This is a genomic window from Nonomuraea sp. LP-02, assembly GCF_036289125.1.
In the GTDB taxonomy this organism is placed as follows: domain Bacteria; phylum Actinomycetota; class Actinomycetes; order Streptosporangiales; family Streptosporangiaceae; genus Nonomuraea; species Nonomuraea bangladeshensis.
This window is the reverse complement of record NZ_JAXCLK010000001.1, coordinates 6,296,713-6,313,827: the sequence shown is the minus strand read 5'-3', so window position 1 is coordinate 6,313,827 and position 17,115 is coordinate 6,296,713. Positions and strand designations below refer to the sequence as shown.

Below are 17,115 nucleotides of genomic sequence, written 5' to 3'. Positions count from 1 at the left end.
CGATCGTCTACGACCACCTACGGCTGCACCACTCGGCGGACGGCCCGGTGTCGTCTTCCCCGCCGTACCGCACGCCTGGCGCAGGTCGGGCACCTCGTCGCCGCCCAGCCCGACCCTTGCTACCACTCATGCCCGTCCTGCGCCACCCACAAGTTCCGCGTCCCCGCCTCAGCGAAAGGACGGTAAAGCCCGACCAACACCGCACCGCAGGGCAGAACCACACCCGATGGGAGAACCAAGCACATGAGCATCTTGACGACGGACGGCACGCATCCCGCCGACGTCCTCGCCGCCGACCTGATCGACGATGACCTGTTCGACCAGCTCACGGCCCGCGTCGCACACCAGCACAACCAGCCGGCCGAGTACGCCGGCCGCATCATCGAGCAGACGCTCCTGTTCCTGTACGCCTGCGCCCGCAACCCCGGGGTCGGCCTCACCCCGTCGCCCGAGGTTGACCTCGGATGGCACACGTTCATCCTCGACACGCACAACTACGCCGACTGGTGCCAGCGCGTCGCCGGCCGATTCCTCCACCACAATCCGGAAGAGCCCGGCAACGACAAGGCGGCGTTCACGGCGAGGCTGGGCGACAGCATCAACGCCATGCGCGACCTCGGTCTGACCGTAGACCCAGCGCTGTGGCTGACCGCAGGAGAATGCAGCCAGTGCTACCAGGGCTGCGCCGACGACCCGAGCCCCGAAGGGATTACCGCATGAACGCCCGCGCACCCCGTACGGCATGGGAGGAATTGCCCGACTCGATCATCAACGCCGTCGAAGCGCAGTTCGGCACGGTCCTCAAGGCCGAGACGATGACCGGCGGCATCATGCCGGGCGTGGTCGCACGCCTCGACATCGAGCGCGGAGACCGCGAGCACGTGTTCCTCAAGGCCATCGATCGCACCCACGAGGCCGCGCGCTTGCACCTGCGGGAGCGGTGGGCAGGCGAGAACCTCCCCAAGGACACCCCCGCCCCGCGCATGCTCTGGGCCGACACCCTGGGCGGATGGCACGCGGCGGTGTGGGAGTACGTCGGCGACAACACCCGCCATGCCGACCTGTCGCCCGCATCACCGGACCTGGCTCCGGTGCTCGACACGATGGCACTGCTCGGCGCGATCCTCACACCGTGCCCGAACGGTGCGATGCCGGTGTCCGACAATGTCAAAGTGCTGGTCACCAAGGGGCGGGCTCTGCTCGACGGACCGATCGGTGAGCTACCCGATCGGGAGCTGTTCGAGGAGGCGTTCGAGGGCCTCGACCCGGCGCACCTGCGCGGTGACACGCTCCTGCACTATGACCTCAGCGCGAGCAACCTTCTCGTCGCCGGTCAGCGCGTCAAGGTCGTGGACTGGTCATTCGCAGCGCGTGGCGCGGCCTGGCTGGACGCCGCCCTGTTCGCGCCCCGACTCGTCGAGGCCGGCCACGCGCCGGGCAAGGTCGATGCTCTGCTGACCACGCTCACGCCATGGAAGAGCGCGCCCCGGCCGGCCGTGGCCGGGATCGCCGCGGCGTGGACGCTGTTCCGCGAGTACAAGGCCCGTTACGGCCCGAAGGAGATCCGCGACGCTCGCGCCCGAGCGGCTGAGGCGGGCCGCGCCTGGCTGGCCCATCAGCGGGCAAAGGGCTGACTGGGTGCCCGTCGGGTGCATGTATGTGCTCCTAGTGTCCTGAGTCGGGAATTCTGTTCAGACATCCGGCGAGGCGTTCGAGGATCTCGTCGGCGGTCTTGGTCCAGACGTAGGGCCGCGGCTCGGTGTTCCAGGTCGAGATCCAGTCGCAGATGTCCTTCTCCAGGGCCTGGACGGACTTGTGCACGCCGCGACGGATCTGCTTGTTCGTCAGCTCGGCGAACCACCGCTCCACGAGGTTGAGCCAGGACGACCCGGTCGGGGTGAAGTGCAGATGGAACCGCGGGTGGGCGACCAGCCAGGTGCGGATCGCGGGCGTCTTGTGCGTGGCGTAGTTGTCGAGCACGAGGTGGATGTCCAGGTCCGCGGGGGTCTGCTTGTCCAAGGTGATCAGGAACTTCTTGAACTCCTCGGCGCGGTGACGGCGGTGCAGGGACCCGATGACCTTGCCGGATGCGATCTCCAGGGCGGCGAACAGGGTCGTGGTGCCGGCCCTGACGTAGTCGTGGGTCACGCGCTGCGGGATTCCGGGCATCATCGGCAGCACGGGCTGGGAGCGGTCCAACGCCTGGATCTGCGACTTCTCGTCCACGCAGAACACCAGCGCCCGCTCGGGCGGATCCAGGTAGAGCCCGACGACGTCGTGGACCTTGTCCACGAAGTACGGGTCGGTGGACAGCTTGAACTCCTCGACCCGGTGGGGTTGCAGGCCGAACGCCCGCCAGACCCGCGAGACCGTCGACTGCGACATGCCGATCTCCTTGGCCATCGACCGGGTCGACCAGTGCGTCGCGTTCTTCGGTGTGCTCTCCAAGGTCTTGGTCACCAGTGCCGCGACCTGCTCGTCGGTCACCGATCGGGGCCCGCCCGAGCGTGGCATGTCACCCAGGCCCGCGATCCGATGCTCGACGAACCGGGCCCGCCACCGCCCGACCGCGTGAGGCGTCGACCCGAGCCGCTGCGCGACGTCCTTGTTCGTCGCGCCCGTCGCGCACTCCAGGATGATCCGGCATCGCAACGCCCACGACTGCGGCGTCGACCTGCGCCGCACCCAACCCTCCAGCGCCGCCCGCTCGTCCTCGGACAACACCAGCTCGGCCTTCGGCCGCCCCGTACTCGCCATGACACCAGCATAGAGTTATGAACAGAATTCCTGACTCAGGATGCTAGAGGCGGCGACGCATTTCTACGTTGGGGACGACGACCCCACGGACCGTGTTGTCCGGGCGATGGGCGACCACAGTGAATCCGAGGCGTTCGAACGCAGGCTGAGCACTCCGACTGGCCAAGGTCCGCAGTTCGGTGAGCCCACGGGCACGCGCCTCGCGCATGATGGCAGTGAGCAGGGCGCGTGCAACACCCCTGCCCCCTGATCGTGGATGAACGAACAGCATGTCAACCAAGCCGTCCGGCAGCAGGTCCGTGAACCCCACGACAGTGTCATCAACTTCTGCCACCAGGGTCGACGCTTCTTGCCGCCGCCTGTCCCAATCGCTCAGGTCGGTGCGAGCGGGGCCAGCCCATGCGTCCACCTGGCGCGGTCCGTAAACCAACGAGGCCGTTTGGCGAATCGCGGCTTGGAAGACATCGAAGGTCGCTGTGGCGTCATCTGGGCCTCGGTATGCGCGAATATCACACGTCATGAACCCAGCCTACATATATGGACAGAACTCCTGACTCAGGACACTAGGGCGTGTTTCAGAAGTGAGTTGAGTGGCGGTTGCGGGGCGCCGTAGATCGACAAAAGATGAGGTCTCCGGTAGATGAGTCAACGACCAAGAAGACCATCTGCACGGAGACCTCGTGGACACCTTACCGGTGGCGGGGCGGGCTGATCTGACCGATGCTCAGTGGGCGGTGCTGGAGCCGTTGCTGCCCGTCGGCCGGAAGCCGGGGCGCCCGCCGATCTGGACGAAACGGCAGCTCATCGATGGGATCCGATGGCGGGTTCGAGTGGGGGCGCCGTGGCGGGACGTGCCGGGGCGGTACGGATGCTGGCAGACGATCTACGGGTTGTTCCGGCGCTGGCAGCGTGCCGGCATCTGGCGGCGGATCCTGACCGCCTTGCAGGCTCAGGCCGACGCGGCCGGACTGATCACGTGGGATGTGAGTGTCGACTCCACCGTCTGCCGTGCCCATCAGCACGCCGCCGGGGCGCGGAAAAGGGGGATCTGCAGGTTGAGCCGCCGGGCGGTGTGCAGGAAGAGCCGGCGCTTGGGCGGTGGCCGACCCCGTACCCGGCCGGACCGGGTGCTGGCCGATAAGGCCTACAGCTCGCGCGGCAACCGCCGTTACCTGCGCAGGCGCGGCATCAAGGCCACCATCCCGATCAAGCTCGACAAAGCCGCCGCCCGGCGCAGGAGGGGGTCTCAGGGCGGCCGGCCGCCGGCGTTCGACCCCGAGTCGTACAAGCTGCGCCACGCGGTGGAATGCGGCATCAACCGAGTCAAGAGCTACCGAGCGGTGGCCACCCGATTCGACAAGCTTGCCGTGCGCTACGAAGCCACCGTCCACATCGCCGTGATCGACACCTGGCTGTGAACCCAACCACTTCTGAAACACGCCCTAGTAGCGCGGAGGCCCTCAGCCGGGGTCGCCGGGGACGGTGAGGCCGGTTTCGTACGCGGCGATCACCGCCTGCACCCGGTCGCGCAGGCCGGGCTTGGTGAGCACGTTGCTGACGTGCGTCTTCACCGTGTGCTCGCTGACCACCATGGCCTGCGCGATCTCCGCGTTGGACAGGCCGCGTGCGATCAGCACTGATACCCGCCCCTACCTGGGATCATGGCCCCAGAACGATCCCGTGAAGTTCAGGGTGGTCCGGGCCGATCGTCACCCGGTCAGTCACCCGGAGTCGGGCCTGTGGGCTGGGGCTGCTGCCACACGTCGCGGCCGTTGCTCCACAGCTCGGAGGCATGATAGGCGAACCGGTCGAACAGCCCGTCGTCCTGGTACCGCCGCAGATGCAGCATCGGCGAGTCATGCCCGACGAGCCTGGCCAGGTGGGGCGTGACGAGCATTTCCGCGTCGAACCGGAACACGCTCATGGCGATGTGCTCGTCACCATGACGGGCCTCGACTCCGGGGACGTCGCGTAGCTGCTCGATCTCCGACAGCGTGATCCGGATGCGGGTGGAGACGGTCAGCGGGACATTCTCCACCTCCTCACGGCGGCGGGTGACGTCGCTCTCCGGGTCGCCGACGAGGAACCGGATCTTGCAACCCTGCTGTGCCTTCCGCTTGAGGACCTTGGCCAGGTTCGGGTGTTCCAGCCACAGGAAGTAGTTCGTGTAACCGGCGAACACGATCTCGTTTCGTGCCGAGTGGATGAGATTGCGCCAGATTGATTTCGGGCATGCGGAGCGATACGGATAAACTGTCAAGACTTCCTTGTCCGGCCCGGTTTTCACCGTATTGCGAATTGCGTCTGGCCATAGCACTGCTGTCTCAGCTCCTAGCGCCTCTGCGGCGGCCCATTGGTGTCGCATGTGCGGAATACGCGTTTCGTCCTGCAACCAGCGTTCCACCGTCTTGACGTCCACACCACATCGGTCGGCCAAGTTCTGGTTCGTGACCTGGGCGTTCAGCATCGCGGTACGCAGGGGGACGTTGGCCACGGTACACCTCGAAGTGGAGGACGTCAGGGACGTTTGGAGCGTAACTCCGTCACGTCCTGGACGTCTTGATAACGCGGTGGGTTCGTCACGCCCGGGTAAGCACGCTGTTCCCATGTCCACACCGGTAATTCTCGAAGACCTCCGGTCGGCTTTTCCTGGTTGGTGCATTTGGCGCAGTTCTGCCGGCCGTCTCTGGGCAACGCGCAACGGCCGGCACCTGTCCCAGCGAGAGGTGGATCATGGCCTCTATCAGACGATCGATGCGGACGACGTCACCCGACTCGCCGAGCAGTTGAAGGAACAGCGCGCAGCGGAGCAGGCGCTGTGAACGCCCCTTCATCTCGATCAGAGACAGAGGCTGCTGCCCTGGCCGATGCCCTCGCCGCTCAGGGCATCCCCGCCGACGTGCACGACGGCTACGGCCTGGCGCTGGTGTCCGTGTGGGCCGGATTGGTCGTGTGGTGCCACGGCGGGCGATATTGGTGGCGATCGGCGTGGGACGCGAGACGGCAGCGAGTCATCTACGCCTGGCACCCCTCCAGCGACCCCGCTCAGGCCGCCTACCGCGTCGCACTGCGCTACGCCTAATTGCGAGAGTCTCACACGCTCTTCACGCCGGTCGCCGGGGCGCCGCCGTGCCCTTGACCTTGGAGCAGTTGATCAGAAAATACCCGGCGTGGCGCATTCAGGACCTGGCCGGCGGCTGGGTGGCCATGCGCAAGACCTTGGTTCCGTGTGCAGGCGGGTTGTCCAACGTCCGGTGCGGGGAGACATTGGACGATCTGGCTACGAACCTGCAGGCCGAGACCAGGCTGCGCAAGCGTGAGACCGAGTAGCGCGGAACCCTCTCAGTCCGGGTCGCCCGGGACGGTGAGGCCGGTTTCGTAGGCGGCGATCACCGCCTGCACCCGGTCGCGCAGGCCGAGCTTGGTCAGGACGTTGCTGACGTGCGTCTTCACGGTGTGCTCGCTGACCACCATGGCCTGTGCGATCTCCGCGTTGGACAGGCCGCGCGCGATCAGCCGCAGCGTCTCCCGTTCGCGGGTGGTCAGCGCCGCCAGCCGTTCGGGCGACACCTGCCCGGCCGGGCGGGCGGCCCTGCTGGTGAACTCGGCGATCAGCTTCGTGGTGATCGCAGGGGCGAGCAGGGACTGTCCGGCGGCGACCACCCGTACGGCGTGGACGAGGTCGTCGCGGCGTACGTCCTTCAGCAGGAAACCGCTCGCGCCTGCGCGCAGCGCGTCGTAGACGTAGTCGTCGAGGTCGAACGTGGTCAGCATGATCACCCGGCAGGAGCCGTCCGCGCAGACCCGCCGGGCGGCCTCGATGCCGTCCATGACCGGCATCCGGATGTCGAGCAGCAGCACGTCCGGCCGGTGCTCCCGCACCGCCGCGACGGCCTGCGCGCCGTCGCCCGCCTCGGCGACGACCTCGATGTCCGGCTGGGCGTCGAGGATCATGCCGAACCCGGCGCGTACCAGCTCCTGGTCGTCGGCAACGACCACGCGCACGCTCACGCCGCCCTCCCCGGAACCGAAAGCGGCAGGCGGACGCGGACCCGGAACCCGGCGCCGCCGGGGAGCGGCCCGGCCTCGGCGCCGCCGCCGCAGGCCGCCGCGCGCTCGCGGATGCCGATCAGGCCGTTGCCGCCGGAGGGGAACGCCGGTCCCCGGCCGCGGCCGTCGTCGGTGACGTCGATCATCAGTGCGTCGTCCCGCCAGGTGAGGGTGAGGCCGGCGCGGGTCGCGCCGGCGTGCTTGACGATGTTGGTGAGAGCTTCCTGCACGATCCGGTACGCCGCCACCTCGGCGTCCGGCGGCAGCGGCCTCGGCTCGCCGTCCGCGGTGTGGACGACCTCGATCCCGGCCGCCCTGACCTGCTCGGCGAGGGCGGGCAGCCCGTCGATCGTGGGTTGCGGCTCGCGCGGCCCCTCCTCCTCCTTCAGCACCTGGAGCAGGCGGCGGAGCTGGCCCATCGCGTCGCGTCCCGCGGCGGAGATGGCGTCGAAGGCGGCCACCGCGCGGGCCGGGTCCGCGGCGACCGCGACGGGGCCGGCCTCGGCCTGCACCACCATGAGGCTGACGGCGTGGGCGAGGATGTCGTGCATGTCGCGGGCGATTCTGGCCCGCTCGCGTTCGGCGGCCCGTTCGGCGGCGACCTGCCGTTCGCGGGTGAGCTGGGCGGCGCGTTCCTCCAGCGCCGCCGCGTGGGCGCGGGAGGCGGCCGCCGCCCGGCCGATGGCGTAGGCGGTGACGAACAGCACCACGCCGCGGATCGCGGTGTCGGACGAGCCGACGAGCAGCAGCCCGCCTCCGCACGAGAGGGCGAACAGCGTGATCCTGACCCGTCGGGTGCAGGTCGCGGCCACCGTGTAGAGGGCGACCAGGGCGCCGTACCAGACGGGCTGGGCGGCCACGCCGTCCACGAGGTCGTAGCAGGCGATCGCCAGGAGCGCGGCCACCAGGGCGACGGCCGGGGCGCGCCGCCGCCAGATCAGCGGCAGCGAGGCGAGCGTGACGACGACGTACCCCCACCAGTGCCAGGGTCCGCCGGCGGGGTTGTCGCGGCTGACGTACGGCCAGAGCTGCGCGACCCAGATCAGCGCGGCCAGGGCGGCGTCCACCCAGATCGGGGGCAGCGTGTTCGCCCACCGGCGGAGCGGGACGAGGAACCGTACGTCGGACACGGCATCCCATCCTGCCGCCCGTGTCATGCGTACGCGGCGGCGGGTCGCACGGGAGCGGCGGCGGAGGAGCGGGCCAGCGGGACGAACGACACGAGCAGGCAGAGCGCGCCGAGCGGGATGAGGTCCTTGTCCACGAACGGCAGCGCGAGGTCGGCCAGCACCAGCACGGGCGTCCACAGCTTGATCCGGCGCTGCACGGCGAGCTGGGTGACCAGGGCGAGCTGGCCGATGTAGAAGAGGAACGGCAGGACGTCGTAGACCGCGAGCGACACGCCGGGCACGGACTGCACCTGGTCGAACAGCACGCTCATGGCGGCGTGGTCGGCCGCCATGAACCCGACGACGAGGTCGATCCCGAACTGCCCGACCAGTGCGGCGACGCCGATGGTGCCGGCGGTCGCGGTGGCGGTCGCCAGCGCGCCGCCTCCCGCCATCCGCCGCAAGCGCCAGTAGATCGGGACGAACAGCAGCAGGGCCGCGATGAAGGCGAGGTGTCCGGTGGTCCAGGCGAGGCCGGGGCCCCGTTCGCCGTCGAGCCCGTCGAGGATGCGGATCACGCCGTAGGCGAAGACGAGCAGGGGAGCGGCGATGAATGCGGTGCGGAGGTTCATGACGCTCATCGTGCTCGGCGGAGGGGGTCCGGGACATCGCCGGTGGGAGCGATCCTGCCGCTCACTCCTGAGGGCGAGCCGCCCCGATTTTGGCGGGCCGCAACCGCTACGCAAGGCGCCACCACAATCATGGGGCCATGCGTGCCGGAGACGCGGTGAATCATGCGATTTATGATGTGCGCGACACATGACCATCAAGCTCATGCTGCTGAGAGTGGCGGGACCGCTGCTCGTGCGGGTGGCGGTTCTCTCCGGCATGCGGCGGAGCCGCCTCGCGCTCGTCCTGCTGAACCGCGCGCTGGTCTACCTGACGCTCACCGCCGTCGTCGGCGCGGTCTACTTCGGCATCATCGCGCTCGGCCGGCCGCTCACCTCCTCGGCCGGGCTGGTGGCGGCGCTGGTCGCGGGCGCGCTGTTCCATCCGGTGCGGGTGGGGCTGCAGGGGGCGGCGGACCGGCTGTTCGGGATCGAGCGGGATCCGTACCGGCTGGCCGACCGGGTCAACCGGCGGGTGCAGGAGGCTCCGGGGCCGGCCGAGGCGCTGGCCTCCGCCGTCGCCGCGACCCGCAGGGCGTTACGCGCCCCCGGCGTCGCGGTCGAGGTGGTGCTGCCCGGCGGGCGCTCCCGCATGGTCGCCGACGGTGAGGTGGGCGCGAGCCCGACGGTGCTGCGGCTGGAGTGGCAGGGCACCTCGATGGGCTGGCTCCTCGTGGCAGGCGAGCCCGCCGACCCCGCCCTGCTGGACATGCTGGCCCGCCAGCTCGCCGAGGTCGCCCACGCCGTACGACTCAGCGCCGACCTGCGGCGCTCCCGCGAGCGCATGCTCCTCACCCGCGAGGAGGAGCGGCACAAGCTCCGCCGCGACCTCTACGACGGCCTCGGCCCCACCCTCACCGAGCTGGCGCTGAGCGCGGACGAGGCGCGGATCAGCCTGGCCGGCGGCCCCGAGGCCGTCGATCCGCTGCTGACCAGGATGCGCCGGCGCATGACCGAGGCCATCGTGGAGGTGCGCGAGCTGGTGTACGGCCTGCGCCCGCCCGCCCTCGACGGCGCCGACCTCGGCGAGCTGGGCCTGGAGGGCGCGCTCCGCACGCTGGCCGACAGCCCCGGGCCGCGCGTGGACGTCGCGGTGTCCGGCCCGCTCGGCGACCTGCCCGCCGCCGTGGAGGTGGCCGCGTACCGGATCGCGCACGAGGCGGTGGCCGGGGTGCGCAGGCACGCCCGCGCCACCACCGCGCTGATCCGGGTGGAGCGGCGGCCGGGCGGGCTCTGCCTGTCGGTGGCCGACGACGGCATCGGCCTGCCCGAGCAGCGCCGCGACGGCGCCGCCCGGCTGCGGCACCGCGCCGAGGAGCTGGGCGGCACGTACGAGCACGACACCCGCCCCGGCGGCGGCACCGAGGTCGTGGTGGAACTTCCGGTCAAGGAGCCCGCATGACAACCGCCAACGGAAGCACACCGGCCACGCGCCGGGCGCTGCTCGTCGTCGTGTGGACCCTGGCGGTGGCCGCGCCCGTCGCCACGATCGTCACCAGTGTCCTCGCCGCGCAGCTCGCCGACTGGAACGAGCTCGACGGCGGCCCCGACCCGGTCGGGCTGCTGTTCCCCGCGGCCGGGGCCTTCCTGGTCACGCACCGGCCGCGGCTGCTGTTCCCGTGGCTGCTCTGGGGCACGGGCGTGCTCTGGGCGGTCTACCTGCTGCTGTTCGCCCTGACCGCCTGGACTTACACCTACGCGCCCGGCCCGCTGACGTCGTACCTCGCCTGGCCGTCCCTCTGGCTGTGGCTCCTGGTGGTGCCGACGTTCTCCGGGATCATGCCGCTGCTCTTCCCCGACGGCCGGCTGCCCTCGAAGCGGTGGCGGCCGGTGCTCTACGGCCATCTCGTCCTCATGGTCGGTCACTCGCTGCTGCTCGGGCTGAGCCCCGACCCCGAGTTCGAGCTGGGGCTGCCCGTCGAGAACCCGTTCGGGGTGCCGGCGCTGGGCCGGATCCCCGAGGTCGTCGAGGAGTGGATCGGGCTCCCCATGATCCTGCTCAGCCTGCTGAGCGTCGCCTCGCTGGGCTTCAGGTACCGGGCGGCCACGCCCGAGGTGCGCCGGCAGATCGCCTGGTACCTCTGGGCGATGGTGATCTTCATGGGCTACTGGGTGGGCAGCCAGGGGTCGGAGGATCCGGTCGTGATCGGCCTGCGCATCTTCCTGACGGCCGGCATCCCCATCGCCGTCGTGGCCTCGGCGCTGCGCCACCAGCTCTACGGCATCCGCCTCATCCTCGACCGCACCCTCGTGTACGGCACGCTCGCCGTCGTCGCTGGCCTCACGTACTCGGGGCTCATCTGGGCGGCCGACAGTGTCGCCGGCGACTACGGGGCGGTCGCCGGGCTGGCCGCCGCCCTCGCCACGGCCGCGGTCTTCCACCCCGTACGGCTGCGCCTGCAACGCTCGGTGGACCGGCTCTTCAACGTCGAACGCGATCCGTACCGGGCGGCCGACCTGCTCAGCCGCGCCGTGCAGCGGGCCGGCGACCCGGCCGCCGCGCTGGCCGAGGCGCTGTCGATCGTGCGCACCACGCTCGGCGCGCGGGGCGCGGGCGTACGGGTGGCAGGGGAACCAGCGGTGTCGTTCGCGGACGGCGAGCTGGGCGCCCGGCCGCGCGAGATCGAGCTGGTCTGGCAGGGTGAGCACGCCGGCCGCCTGCTGCTCGCCGGTGGCCGGCAGAGCCGGCAGCAGCTCCGCGTCATGGCCAAGCACCTGGCCGAGCTGGCGCACGCGGTACGCCTCAGCACCGACCTGCACGACTCGCGCGAGCGCATCACCGCCACCCGCGACGAGGAGCGCCGCCGCCTCGGCCGCGAGCTGCACGACGGCCTCGGCCCCAGCCTGACCAGCGTCACCATGACCCTGGACGAGGCCCGCCGCCGCCTGGAACGCGATCCCGACTCGGTGGACGAGCTGCTGGTCCGGTTCAGGGAGGAGATGACGGCCACGCTGGGCTCGGTCCGCGAGCTGGTGGACGGCCTGCGCCCGCCCGCGCTGGAGGAGCTCGGCCTGCCCGGGGCGCTGCGCAAGTTCGCCCGCGCCACCCCGGGACCCCGGGTGCGGATCCGCACGCCGGGCGAGCCCCTGGACGACCTGCCGGCCGGGGTCGAGACGGCCGCGTACCGGATCGTCCAGGAGGCGCTCACCAACGCCCGCCGGCACGCCCGCGCGAGCCGGATCGTGGTCACGCTGGACCGCGGCGACGGCGTCCTGCTGGTGACGGTCGCCGACGACGGCGTGGGCCTGCCCGAGGAGCCGTCGCCGGGGGTCGGGCTGACCTCGATGCGCGAGCGGGCCGCCGAGATCGGCGGCACCTGCGCCATCACCTCATGCCCGGAGGGCGGCACCACCGTCACGGCGACCCTGCCGCTCACGCACTCATGAATAGCCCCACGCCGCGGCGTACCCGGCGAGCCTGGGGGACAGGCCGTCCGCTCCGGTGAAGGTGCGGGCGGCCTGGACGCGGCCGGACTTGATGTTGTCGCTGCGGTCGCCCAGGTTCGGCACGAACTGCTCCTGGTTGTGCTCGCCGTACGCGAGCATGGCCGGCTCCCACTCCACGCCCAGGTACGCGCAGACCTCCCGGGTGACCCGCTCCGGCTCCGCGGTCAGGTCCTCGTACCGCACGGTCAGGCCGCCGAGGGTGCGGCGGGCCTGCTCCAGGGGCTTGAAGTACTTGCACGCGGTGGCTTCGAGCGCCTCCCTGGACGCGGTGTTCTCCTTGCGGTTCTCCAGCGACGAGACCACGCCCATCGGATGGCGCACCAGGAACAGGAACCTGGCGTGCGGCCAGGCGTACTTCAGCCGCTCCCAGACGAAGACGTTGCCCGGCGTCTTGTCGACCACGACGTCCTTGCCGCTCCGCAGCAGCTCCAGGTGCAGGATGCGGTCCCAGATCACGTGCTCCAGCTCCACCTGGTCGAGCCCGAGCTCCAGCATGGCGGCCTCGGAGAAGCCGGGGGCGAGCCGTACGCCGACGGTGCGCAGGTGCAGCTCGTGCGGGGCGCGGACGCGGGGGTGGGCGTTGAGCAGCATGCGCAGCAGCGTGGAGCCGGAGCGCACCGGGGCGATCAGGAAGACGGGGGAGCGCACCAGGCGCGGCATGATCGGAACGGCGTAGTCGACGACCTGCGTCCGCTTCGGCGGGCGCCGGACCTGCGGCCCGGTGGCGCCCGGCGCGGTGCCGGTGAGCTGCCGTGGGGGGCGTAGCGCCTCGCGCAGGAGTCGTGCCCGTCGTTTGAAACCCTTGTTGACTACTCCCATGCGCGCTGTGCTCAGCCCTTCACCCCCGTGTCCCCTTCCGACAAAAGTCGTGGCAGGAGCCACAACGGCATCTTGCCCCACTTCTGGATAAACCTCGCATAAAACCGAACTGGCGCACGGACCAAGGGCGGCCACGGAATGGGCAAGCTTTTCGGGAGGCGGCCACCGTGTCCTCGCCTGATCCCGCCGCCGTCCGCGCACAGTGGGAACCGTGGAACAGTCATTGGGCGTGCTCGTCGGCTACGACGGCTCCGACCACTCCATGCAGGCCCTGGACTGGGCGATGGACGAGGCCGAGCTGCGGAGGCTTCCCCTGACCGTCTGCCACGCCTGGCAGTGGCCGTACGGCGAGGGCGACCCGGGGGGCCGCGACTCGCTCCGGCGCGCCGCCGAGCACGTGCTGTGGCACGGCGCCGACTGCGCGCGGACCGGCGCCGGCGGCCTGGACGTGCGGGGCGACCTGTACGAGGGCTCGCCGACCGAACGCCTTGAGGAGCTGTCGGCGCAGGCCGAGCTGCTCGTGCTCGGCTCGCGCGGGCTGCGCGGGATGGCGCGGGCGGTCATCGGCTCCGTGGCGAGCCACGCGGCGGCCCACGCGCGCTGCCCGGTCATCGTCGTACGCGGCAGGGGCGCGTTGCCGCGCACCCCGAACCCGGGCCCGATCGTGGCCGGCGTGACCGACGACGGCAAGGCCGACGCCGTGCTCGCATTCGCCTGCGAGGAGGCGGCCGTCCGGCGCCTGCCGCTGCTCGTCGTGCACGCCTGGCACCAGCCCCCGGTGGCGTGGGCGGGGATGACGTACCCGGCGCTCGACCCGATGGCCCTCCAGGAGGCGTCGGCGGACTGGCTCGCCGCCACGGTCATGCCCTGGCGGAGCCGGCATCCCGGCCTCACCGTCGAGCTCCGCGTCACGAACGCGCGGGCGGCGGAGACGGTCGCCGCCGTCGCCGAGGCGACCCTGGTGGTGGTCGGCAGCCCGCACGGGCGGTTCGGCTCCGTGGCCTCGGGCCTGCTGCGGCAGTCGCCCTGCCCGGTGGCGATCGTACGGTCCCGTCCCACGGCGGGCGGTTGAAATTTTCACCATCCCGAAATGTTTGTCGGAATGGCGTCAAACCAAGTGAGCGCCCTTCTTCCGCTTTTCTCGGCCGATCTTCCTGACTGACCAGAGTTGACATGGTGAAGCACCGTTCTTGACCCTTCTGGAAGCGCTCCCATTTCGTGAAAGGACGCCTTCATGGAATCACTGTTCAAACAGCAGCAGGATCTTTTCCTGGCCCTCTATCGGATCGTGCTGGGGCTGCTGTTCGCCTGCCACGGCGCGGCCACCCTCTTCGGCGTCCTCGGCGGCCCGCAGGGCGGCCCGGCACCGGCCTTCGCGGAATGGCCGGGCTGGTGGGCCGCCGCCATCGAGCTCGTCGCCGGCACCATGGTCCTGCTCGGCGTGGCCACGCGGGCCGCGGCCGTCATCTGCTCGGGCACCATGGCCTACGCCTACTTCGTCGTGCACCAGCCGCAGGCGTTGTTCCCCATCGAGAACGGCGGCGAGAAGGCCGCCCTTTTCTGCTGGGGTTTCCTGCTCATCGCCGCGCTCGGGCCGGGCCGGTGGGCGCTTTCCACGCTGCGGACTCCCCAGGAATCACTCGCCAGGTAAGGCCGCCGAAACCGCCCGCCTCAGAACGCCCGCCTCAGAGCGCCCGCCTCAGAACGCCAGCTTGTCCAGCAGCGTCTGCAGGCGGGCGCTCTCGCGTTCGGGGCGGACCAGCGTGAAAATGCTGCGGCTGATGTTCAGCCAGGGCAGATCGACCACGACGACGTCCGGGCTGTGGTCGCGCAGCGCGAGGTCCGGGATGAGGGCCGCGCCGAGCCCCGCCCCGATCAGCGAGAGGGTGACCTTGAAGTCGTCGGAGTGGCAGACCACGCGCGGATGCAGCTTCCAGTGGCCGAGCAGGGCCTCGAAGAGCGTCGCGTCGCTGCTGCCCGGATGGTGCATGATCCACGGCAGGTCCACGAGCTGCTCGGCCCGGTGCGGTGACAGGTCGGGCCAGGCCCGTGGCAGGACGAGCCGGTAGCGGTCCTCGGCGACCCACCGCCTCGACAGCGTGGACGGCCAGGACAGGCCCGAGTTGCCCACCTGGTAGACGATCGCCGCGTCCATCTCGCCGCCCGCGCCCAGCCGCGCGATGAGCTGCGAGGGCTCGGCCACCGACAGCCGGATCCCGGACCGCTCCTCCGGCTCCAGGTCCCGCAGCACGCTCGACAGCAGGTCACAGATGCTGGGGAAGACGCCCAGGCGGACCTGCGGCTCGCTGTTCCTGTGCACCTCCCTGACCGTCGCCACCATGCGCTCGATGTCGGCGAGCAGGGTCTCCGCCTGCCTGGCCAGCACCTCGGCGGCGCTGGTCGGCAGCACGCTGTGGGCGAAGCGCTCGAACAGCCGCACCCCGGTCTCCCGCTCCAGCGAGGCCATCTGCTGGGAGACGGCGGAGGAGGTGTAGCCGAGCCGGTTGGCCGCCGCGGCGAAGGATCCCAACCGTACGACCTCACGCAGCGTGCGGAGATGTTCGGGCTTCAGCATAAGCATCCCTTGCTCTGAGCGGTGCTAAATGTCGTGTTTATAGCGCTTCCGACCTTGTTTTCGCCACCCCTACAGTCAGTCGGACCACTCCCTCGAACCTTCTGGAAGATCCAAGAGCATGCGCGTATTTCGCAACGCCTCCATCCGCACCGGCGGCACGGGAGACACCGGCCGGCCCGTCGCCCAGGCCATGGCCGTGGACGGGGAGCTGATCGTCGCCGTGGGCTCCGAGGCCGAGGTGCGCGAGGCGGCGGGCCCGGGAGCCGAGCTGGTGGACCTCGACGGCGCGGCCGTCCTGCCCGGCCTGTACGACGCCCACATCCACACCGCCCAGTACGCCCAGAGCCTCGGCGGCGTCGACCTCCGCGACGTGCGCTCCCTGGACGAGGCCCTCGCCACGGTGGCCGAGCACGCGGCGAAGCTGCGGCCGGGCGGATGGCTGTTCGGCGGCCGGTGGAACAGCAACATCTGGAACCCGCCCGTCCAGCCCGACCGCTACGCCCTCGACTCGGTCTGCCCCGACCTGCCCGTGGCGCTGCCCAATGTCGACGGCCACACCGTCTGGGCCAACTCCGCCGCCCTGCGGATGGCCGGGATCGACGCCACCACCCCCGACCCGGTCGGCGGCGAGATCGTCAGGTACGCCGACGGCGAGCCCACCGGCATCCTGCGCGAGTCGGCGTCGTACCCGCTGCGCGCCCTCATGGTCACCGGCGACCTGCGCGACCGGCTGCGCGCCGGCCAGGAGGAGCTGCTCGCGTTCGGCCTGACCAGCGTGCACGACATCGACGGCGAGGACTGCCGCGCCGCCTACCTGGAGCTGCGCGAGGCCGGCGAGCTGAAGATCCGCGTGCACAAGGCGATCCCCACGGTCCACCTGGAGGCGGCCATCGCCGAGGGCCGGCGCACCGGCCAGGGCGACGACTGGTTCCGCACCGGGCCGGTCAAGGTGTTCAGCGACGGCGCGCTCGGCTCGCACACCTGCCACATGCACCAGGCTTTCGCCGACGAGCACGACAACACCGGCATCGCGGTCACTCCGTACGAAGACCTCGTCCGGATCTTCAGCACCGCGGCGGCGGCCGGGATCGCGGTCGCCACCCACGCCATCGGCGACCGCGCCAACCGGCTGGTCCTCGACGCGTACGAGGAGATCGGGCCCACCCCCGGCCTGAGGCACCGCATCGAGCACGCCCAGCACCTGCGCCCCGAGGACCTGACCAGGATGGCCAGGCTCGGCGTCGTCGCCTCGATGCAGCCGGTGCACTGCACCACGGACATCGCGCTGGTCGACGCGCTGCTCGCCGGGCACGACCTGGCCTCGTACGCCTGGCGCGGCATGCTCAACGCCGGGGTCGCGCTGGCCTTCGGCTCGGACGCGCCGGTGGAGAGCCCCGACCCGTGGGCCGCGCTGCACGCCGCCGTCACCCGTACCCGCGCGGACGGCACCCCGGCCGGCGGCTGGCAGCCCGAGCAGCGGCTGAGCATGGCGGAGGCGATCACCGCGCACACGCTCGGCGCCGCGTACGCGGCCGGTGAGAGCGACCGCAAGGGCGTCCTGGCCCCCGGCATGCTCGCCGACTTCATCGCCGTGGACACCGACCCCTACCTGGAAGCGCCGGAGGCCGTGCTCCGCACCCAGGTCCTCACCACCGTCGTCGGCGGCGAAGTCCGCTGGCAGCGCCTCTGA

At 70.8% G+C, this 17,115-nt stretch carries 19 protein-coding genes and 1 pseudogene; 11 read left to right on the top strand and 9 right to left on the bottom strand.

Annotation, left to right across the window (positions count from 1 at the left end; translation table 11 throughout):
* Positions 1-243 precede the first annotated feature (243 nt).
* Positions 244-720 carry a glycine-rich domain-containing protein gene (locus tag SMD20_RS29645; RefSeq protein WP_329587542.1) on the top strand — a complete coding sequence of 159 codons (477 nt, stop codon included), beginning with the start codon at positions 244-246 and terminating at the stop codon, positions 718-720.
* Between the two features lie 32 nt (positions 721-752).
* The gene (locus SMD20_RS29640) at positions 753-1,634 is read left to right on the top strand and encodes a hypothetical protein (RefSeq protein WP_329587540.1); all 882 of its coding nucleotides are present in this window, start codon (positions 753-755) and stop codon (positions 1,632-1,634) included.
* A 31-nt stretch (positions 1,635-1,665) separates the two neighbouring features.
* Here the strand turns inward: SMD20_RS29640 and SMD20_RS29635 are convergent, their stop codons facing one another.
* Together SMD20_RS29635 and SMD20_RS48420 are read right to left on the bottom strand one after the other, a co-directional pair.
* Entirely contained in the window at positions 1,666-2,757 is a 1,092-nt protein-coding gene (locus SMD20_RS29635; RefSeq protein ID WP_329587538.1) for an IS630 family transposase, read from the bottom strand.
* Between the two features lie 43 nt (positions 2,758-2,800).
* Complete coding sequence (locus SMD20_RS48420; RefSeq protein WP_352356362.1) at positions 2,801-3,277, bottom strand: GNAT family N-acetyltransferase; 477 nt, start codon at positions 3,275-3,277, stop codon at positions 2,801-2,803.
* A 160-nt stretch (positions 3,278-3,437) separates the two neighbouring features.
* Here SMD20_RS48420 and SMD20_RS29630 point away from each other — a divergent pair, with 160 nt between their 5' ends.
* A complete protein-coding gene (locus SMD20_RS29630; RefSeq protein WP_329587535.1) occupies positions 3,438-4,175 on the top strand; it encodes an IS5 family transposase in 738 nt (245 codons plus the stop codon).
* A 42-nt stretch (positions 4,176-4,217) separates the two neighbouring features.
* On the opposite strand, the pseudogene SMD20_RS29625 reads toward SMD20_RS29630, so the two are convergent.
* Positions 4,218-4,391: pseudogene (locus SMD20_RS29625) on the bottom strand (response regulator transcription factor); the annotation flags it as partial.
* Positions 4,392-4,474: 83 nt separating this feature from the next.
* Positions 4,475-5,251, bottom strand: coding sequence for a hypothetical protein (locus tag SMD20_RS29620; protein WP_329587532.1), 777 nt, complete (start codon positions 5,249-5,251; stop codon positions 4,475-4,477).
* Positions 5,252-5,363: 112 nt separating this feature from the next.
* Between SMD20_RS29620 and SMD20_RS29615 the strand changes: the two genes are divergently transcribed.
* From SMD20_RS29615 to SMD20_RS29605, 3 genes are read left to right on the top strand one after another with little or no spacing between them, the layout of a single operon-like run.
* Positions 5,364-5,579: a hypothetical protein gene (locus SMD20_RS29615; protein ID WP_329587528.1), complete on the top strand. Its 216-nt coding sequence runs from the start codon at positions 5,364-5,366 to the stop codon at positions 5,577-5,579.
* Positions 5,576-5,839: a hypothetical protein gene (locus tag SMD20_RS29610; protein WP_329587526.1), complete on the top strand. Its 264-nt coding sequence runs from the start codon at positions 5,576-5,578 to the stop codon at positions 5,837-5,839. The genes SMD20_RS29615 and SMD20_RS29610 overlap by 4 nt, the downstream gene beginning before the upstream one ends.
* A gap of 47 nt (positions 5,840-5,886) precedes the next feature.
* Positions 5,887-6,087, top strand: coding sequence for a hypothetical protein (locus tag SMD20_RS29605; RefSeq protein ID WP_329587524.1), 201 nt, complete (start codon positions 5,887-5,889; stop codon positions 6,085-6,087).
* A 12-nt stretch (positions 6,088-6,099) separates the two neighbouring features.
* Here the strand turns inward: SMD20_RS29605 and SMD20_RS29600 are convergent, their stop codons facing one another.
* The 3 genes from SMD20_RS29600 to SMD20_RS29590 are packed head-to-tail and all read right to left on the bottom strand — an operon-like array spanning position 6,100 to position 8,548.
* A complete protein-coding gene (locus tag SMD20_RS29600) occupies positions 6,100-6,768 on the bottom strand; it encodes a response regulator transcription factor (RefSeq protein ID WP_329587522.1) in 669 nt (222 codons plus the stop codon).
* Entirely contained in the window at positions 6,765-7,937 is a 1,173-nt protein-coding gene (locus tag SMD20_RS29595) for a sensor histidine kinase (RefSeq protein ID WP_329587520.1), read from the bottom strand. The genes SMD20_RS29600 and SMD20_RS29595 overlap by 4 nt, the downstream gene beginning before the upstream one ends.
* Positions 7,938-7,960: 23 nt before the next feature.
* Positions 7,961-8,548: a hypothetical protein gene (locus SMD20_RS29590; protein WP_329587517.1), complete on the bottom strand. Its 588-nt coding sequence runs from the start codon at positions 8,546-8,548 to the stop codon at positions 7,961-7,963.
* A gap of 187 nt (positions 8,549-8,735) precedes the next feature.
* Here SMD20_RS29590 and SMD20_RS29585 point away from each other — a divergent pair, with 187 nt between their 5' ends.
* The gene (locus tag SMD20_RS29585) at positions 8,736-9,986 is read left to right on the top strand and encodes a sensor histidine kinase (RefSeq protein WP_329587515.1); all 1,251 of its coding nucleotides are present in this window, start codon (positions 8,736-8,738) and stop codon (positions 9,984-9,986) included.
* A complete protein-coding gene (locus SMD20_RS29580) occupies positions 9,983-11,971 on the top strand; it encodes a sensor histidine kinase (RefSeq protein WP_329587512.1) in 1,989 nt (662 codons plus the stop codon). The genes SMD20_RS29585 and SMD20_RS29580 overlap by 4 nt, the downstream gene beginning before the upstream one ends.
* Here the strand turns inward: SMD20_RS29580 and SMD20_RS29575 are convergent.
* Positions 11,966-12,850 carry a sulfotransferase family protein gene (locus tag SMD20_RS29575; RefSeq protein WP_329587510.1) on the bottom strand — a complete coding sequence of 295 codons (885 nt, stop codon included), beginning with the start codon at positions 12,848-12,850 and terminating at the stop codon, positions 11,966-11,968. The two genes, SMD20_RS29580 and SMD20_RS29575, sit on opposite strands and share 6 nt — an antisense overlap.
* A 211-nt stretch (positions 12,851-13,061) precedes the next feature.
* Between SMD20_RS29575 and SMD20_RS29570 the strand changes: the two genes are divergently transcribed.
* On the top strand, positions 13,062-13,922 hold the full coding sequence (locus tag SMD20_RS29570) for a universal stress protein (protein ID WP_329587507.1): 861 nt from the start codon (positions 13,062-13,064) through the stop codon (positions 13,920-13,922).
* 162 nt (positions 13,923-14,084) lie between these two features.
* Positions 14,085-14,501 (top strand): DoxX family protein, encoded by a 417-nt coding sequence (locus SMD20_RS29565; RefSeq protein ID WP_329587504.1) that lies wholly within the window; start codon positions 14,085-14,087, stop codon positions 14,499-14,501.
* Positions 14,502-14,549: 48 nt separating this feature from the next.
* Here SMD20_RS29565 and SMD20_RS29560 read toward each other — a convergent pair whose 3' ends face one another.
* Complete coding sequence (locus tag SMD20_RS29560; protein WP_329587501.1) at positions 14,550-15,425, bottom strand: LysR family transcriptional regulator; 876 nt, start codon at positions 15,423-15,425, stop codon at positions 14,550-14,552.
* A gap of 118 nt (positions 15,426-15,543) precedes the next feature.
* On the opposite strand from SMD20_RS29560, the gene SMD20_RS29555 reads away from it, so the two are divergent.
* Entirely contained in the window at positions 15,544-17,115 is a 1,572-nt protein-coding gene (locus tag SMD20_RS29555) for an amidohydrolase (protein WP_329587498.1), read from the top strand.

Bases quoted from the DNA above. Each gene is read 5' to 3' on its own strand.
- SMD20_RS29560 (WP_329587501.1), bottom strand. From the start codon at position 15,425: ATGCTGAAGCCCGAACATCTCCGCACGCTGCGTGAGGTCGTACGGTTG.
- SMD20_RS29590 (WP_329587517.1), bottom strand. From the start codon at position 8,548: ATGAACCTCCGCACCGCATTCATCGCCGCTCCCCTGCTCGTCTTCGCC.
- SMD20_RS29635 (WP_329587538.1), bottom strand. From the start codon at position 2,757: ATGGCGAGTACGGGGCGGCCGAAGGCCGAGCTGGTGTTGTCCGAGGAC.
- SMD20_RS29585 (WP_329587515.1), top strand. From the start codon at position 8,736: ATGACCATCAAGCTCATGCTGCTGAGAGTGGCGGGACCGCTGCTCGTG.
- SMD20_RS48420 (WP_352356362.1), bottom strand. From the start codon at position 3,277: ATGACGTGTGATATTCGCGCATACCGAGGCCCAGATGACGCCACAGCG.
- SMD20_RS29580 (WP_329587512.1), top strand. From the start codon at position 9,983: ATGACAACCGCCAACGGAAGCACACCGGCCACGCGCCGGGCGCTGCTC.
- SMD20_RS29565 (WP_329587504.1), top strand. From the start codon at position 14,085: ATGGAATCACTGTTCAAACAGCAGCAGGATCTTTTCCTGGCCCTCTAT.
- SMD20_RS29555 (WP_329587498.1), top strand. From the start codon at position 15,544: ATGCGCGTATTTCGCAACGCCTCCATCCGCACCGGCGGCACGGGAGAC.
- SMD20_RS29575 (WP_329587510.1), bottom strand. From the start codon at position 12,850: ATGGGAGTAGTCAACAAGGGTTTCAAACGACGGGCACGACTCCTGCGC.
- SMD20_RS29615 (WP_329587528.1), top strand. From the start codon at position 5,364: ATGTCCACACCGGTAATTCTCGAAGACCTCCGGTCGGCTTTTCCTGGT.
- SMD20_RS29645 (WP_329587542.1), top strand. From the start codon at position 244: ATGAGCATCTTGACGACGGACGGCACGCATCCCGCCGACGTCCTCGCC.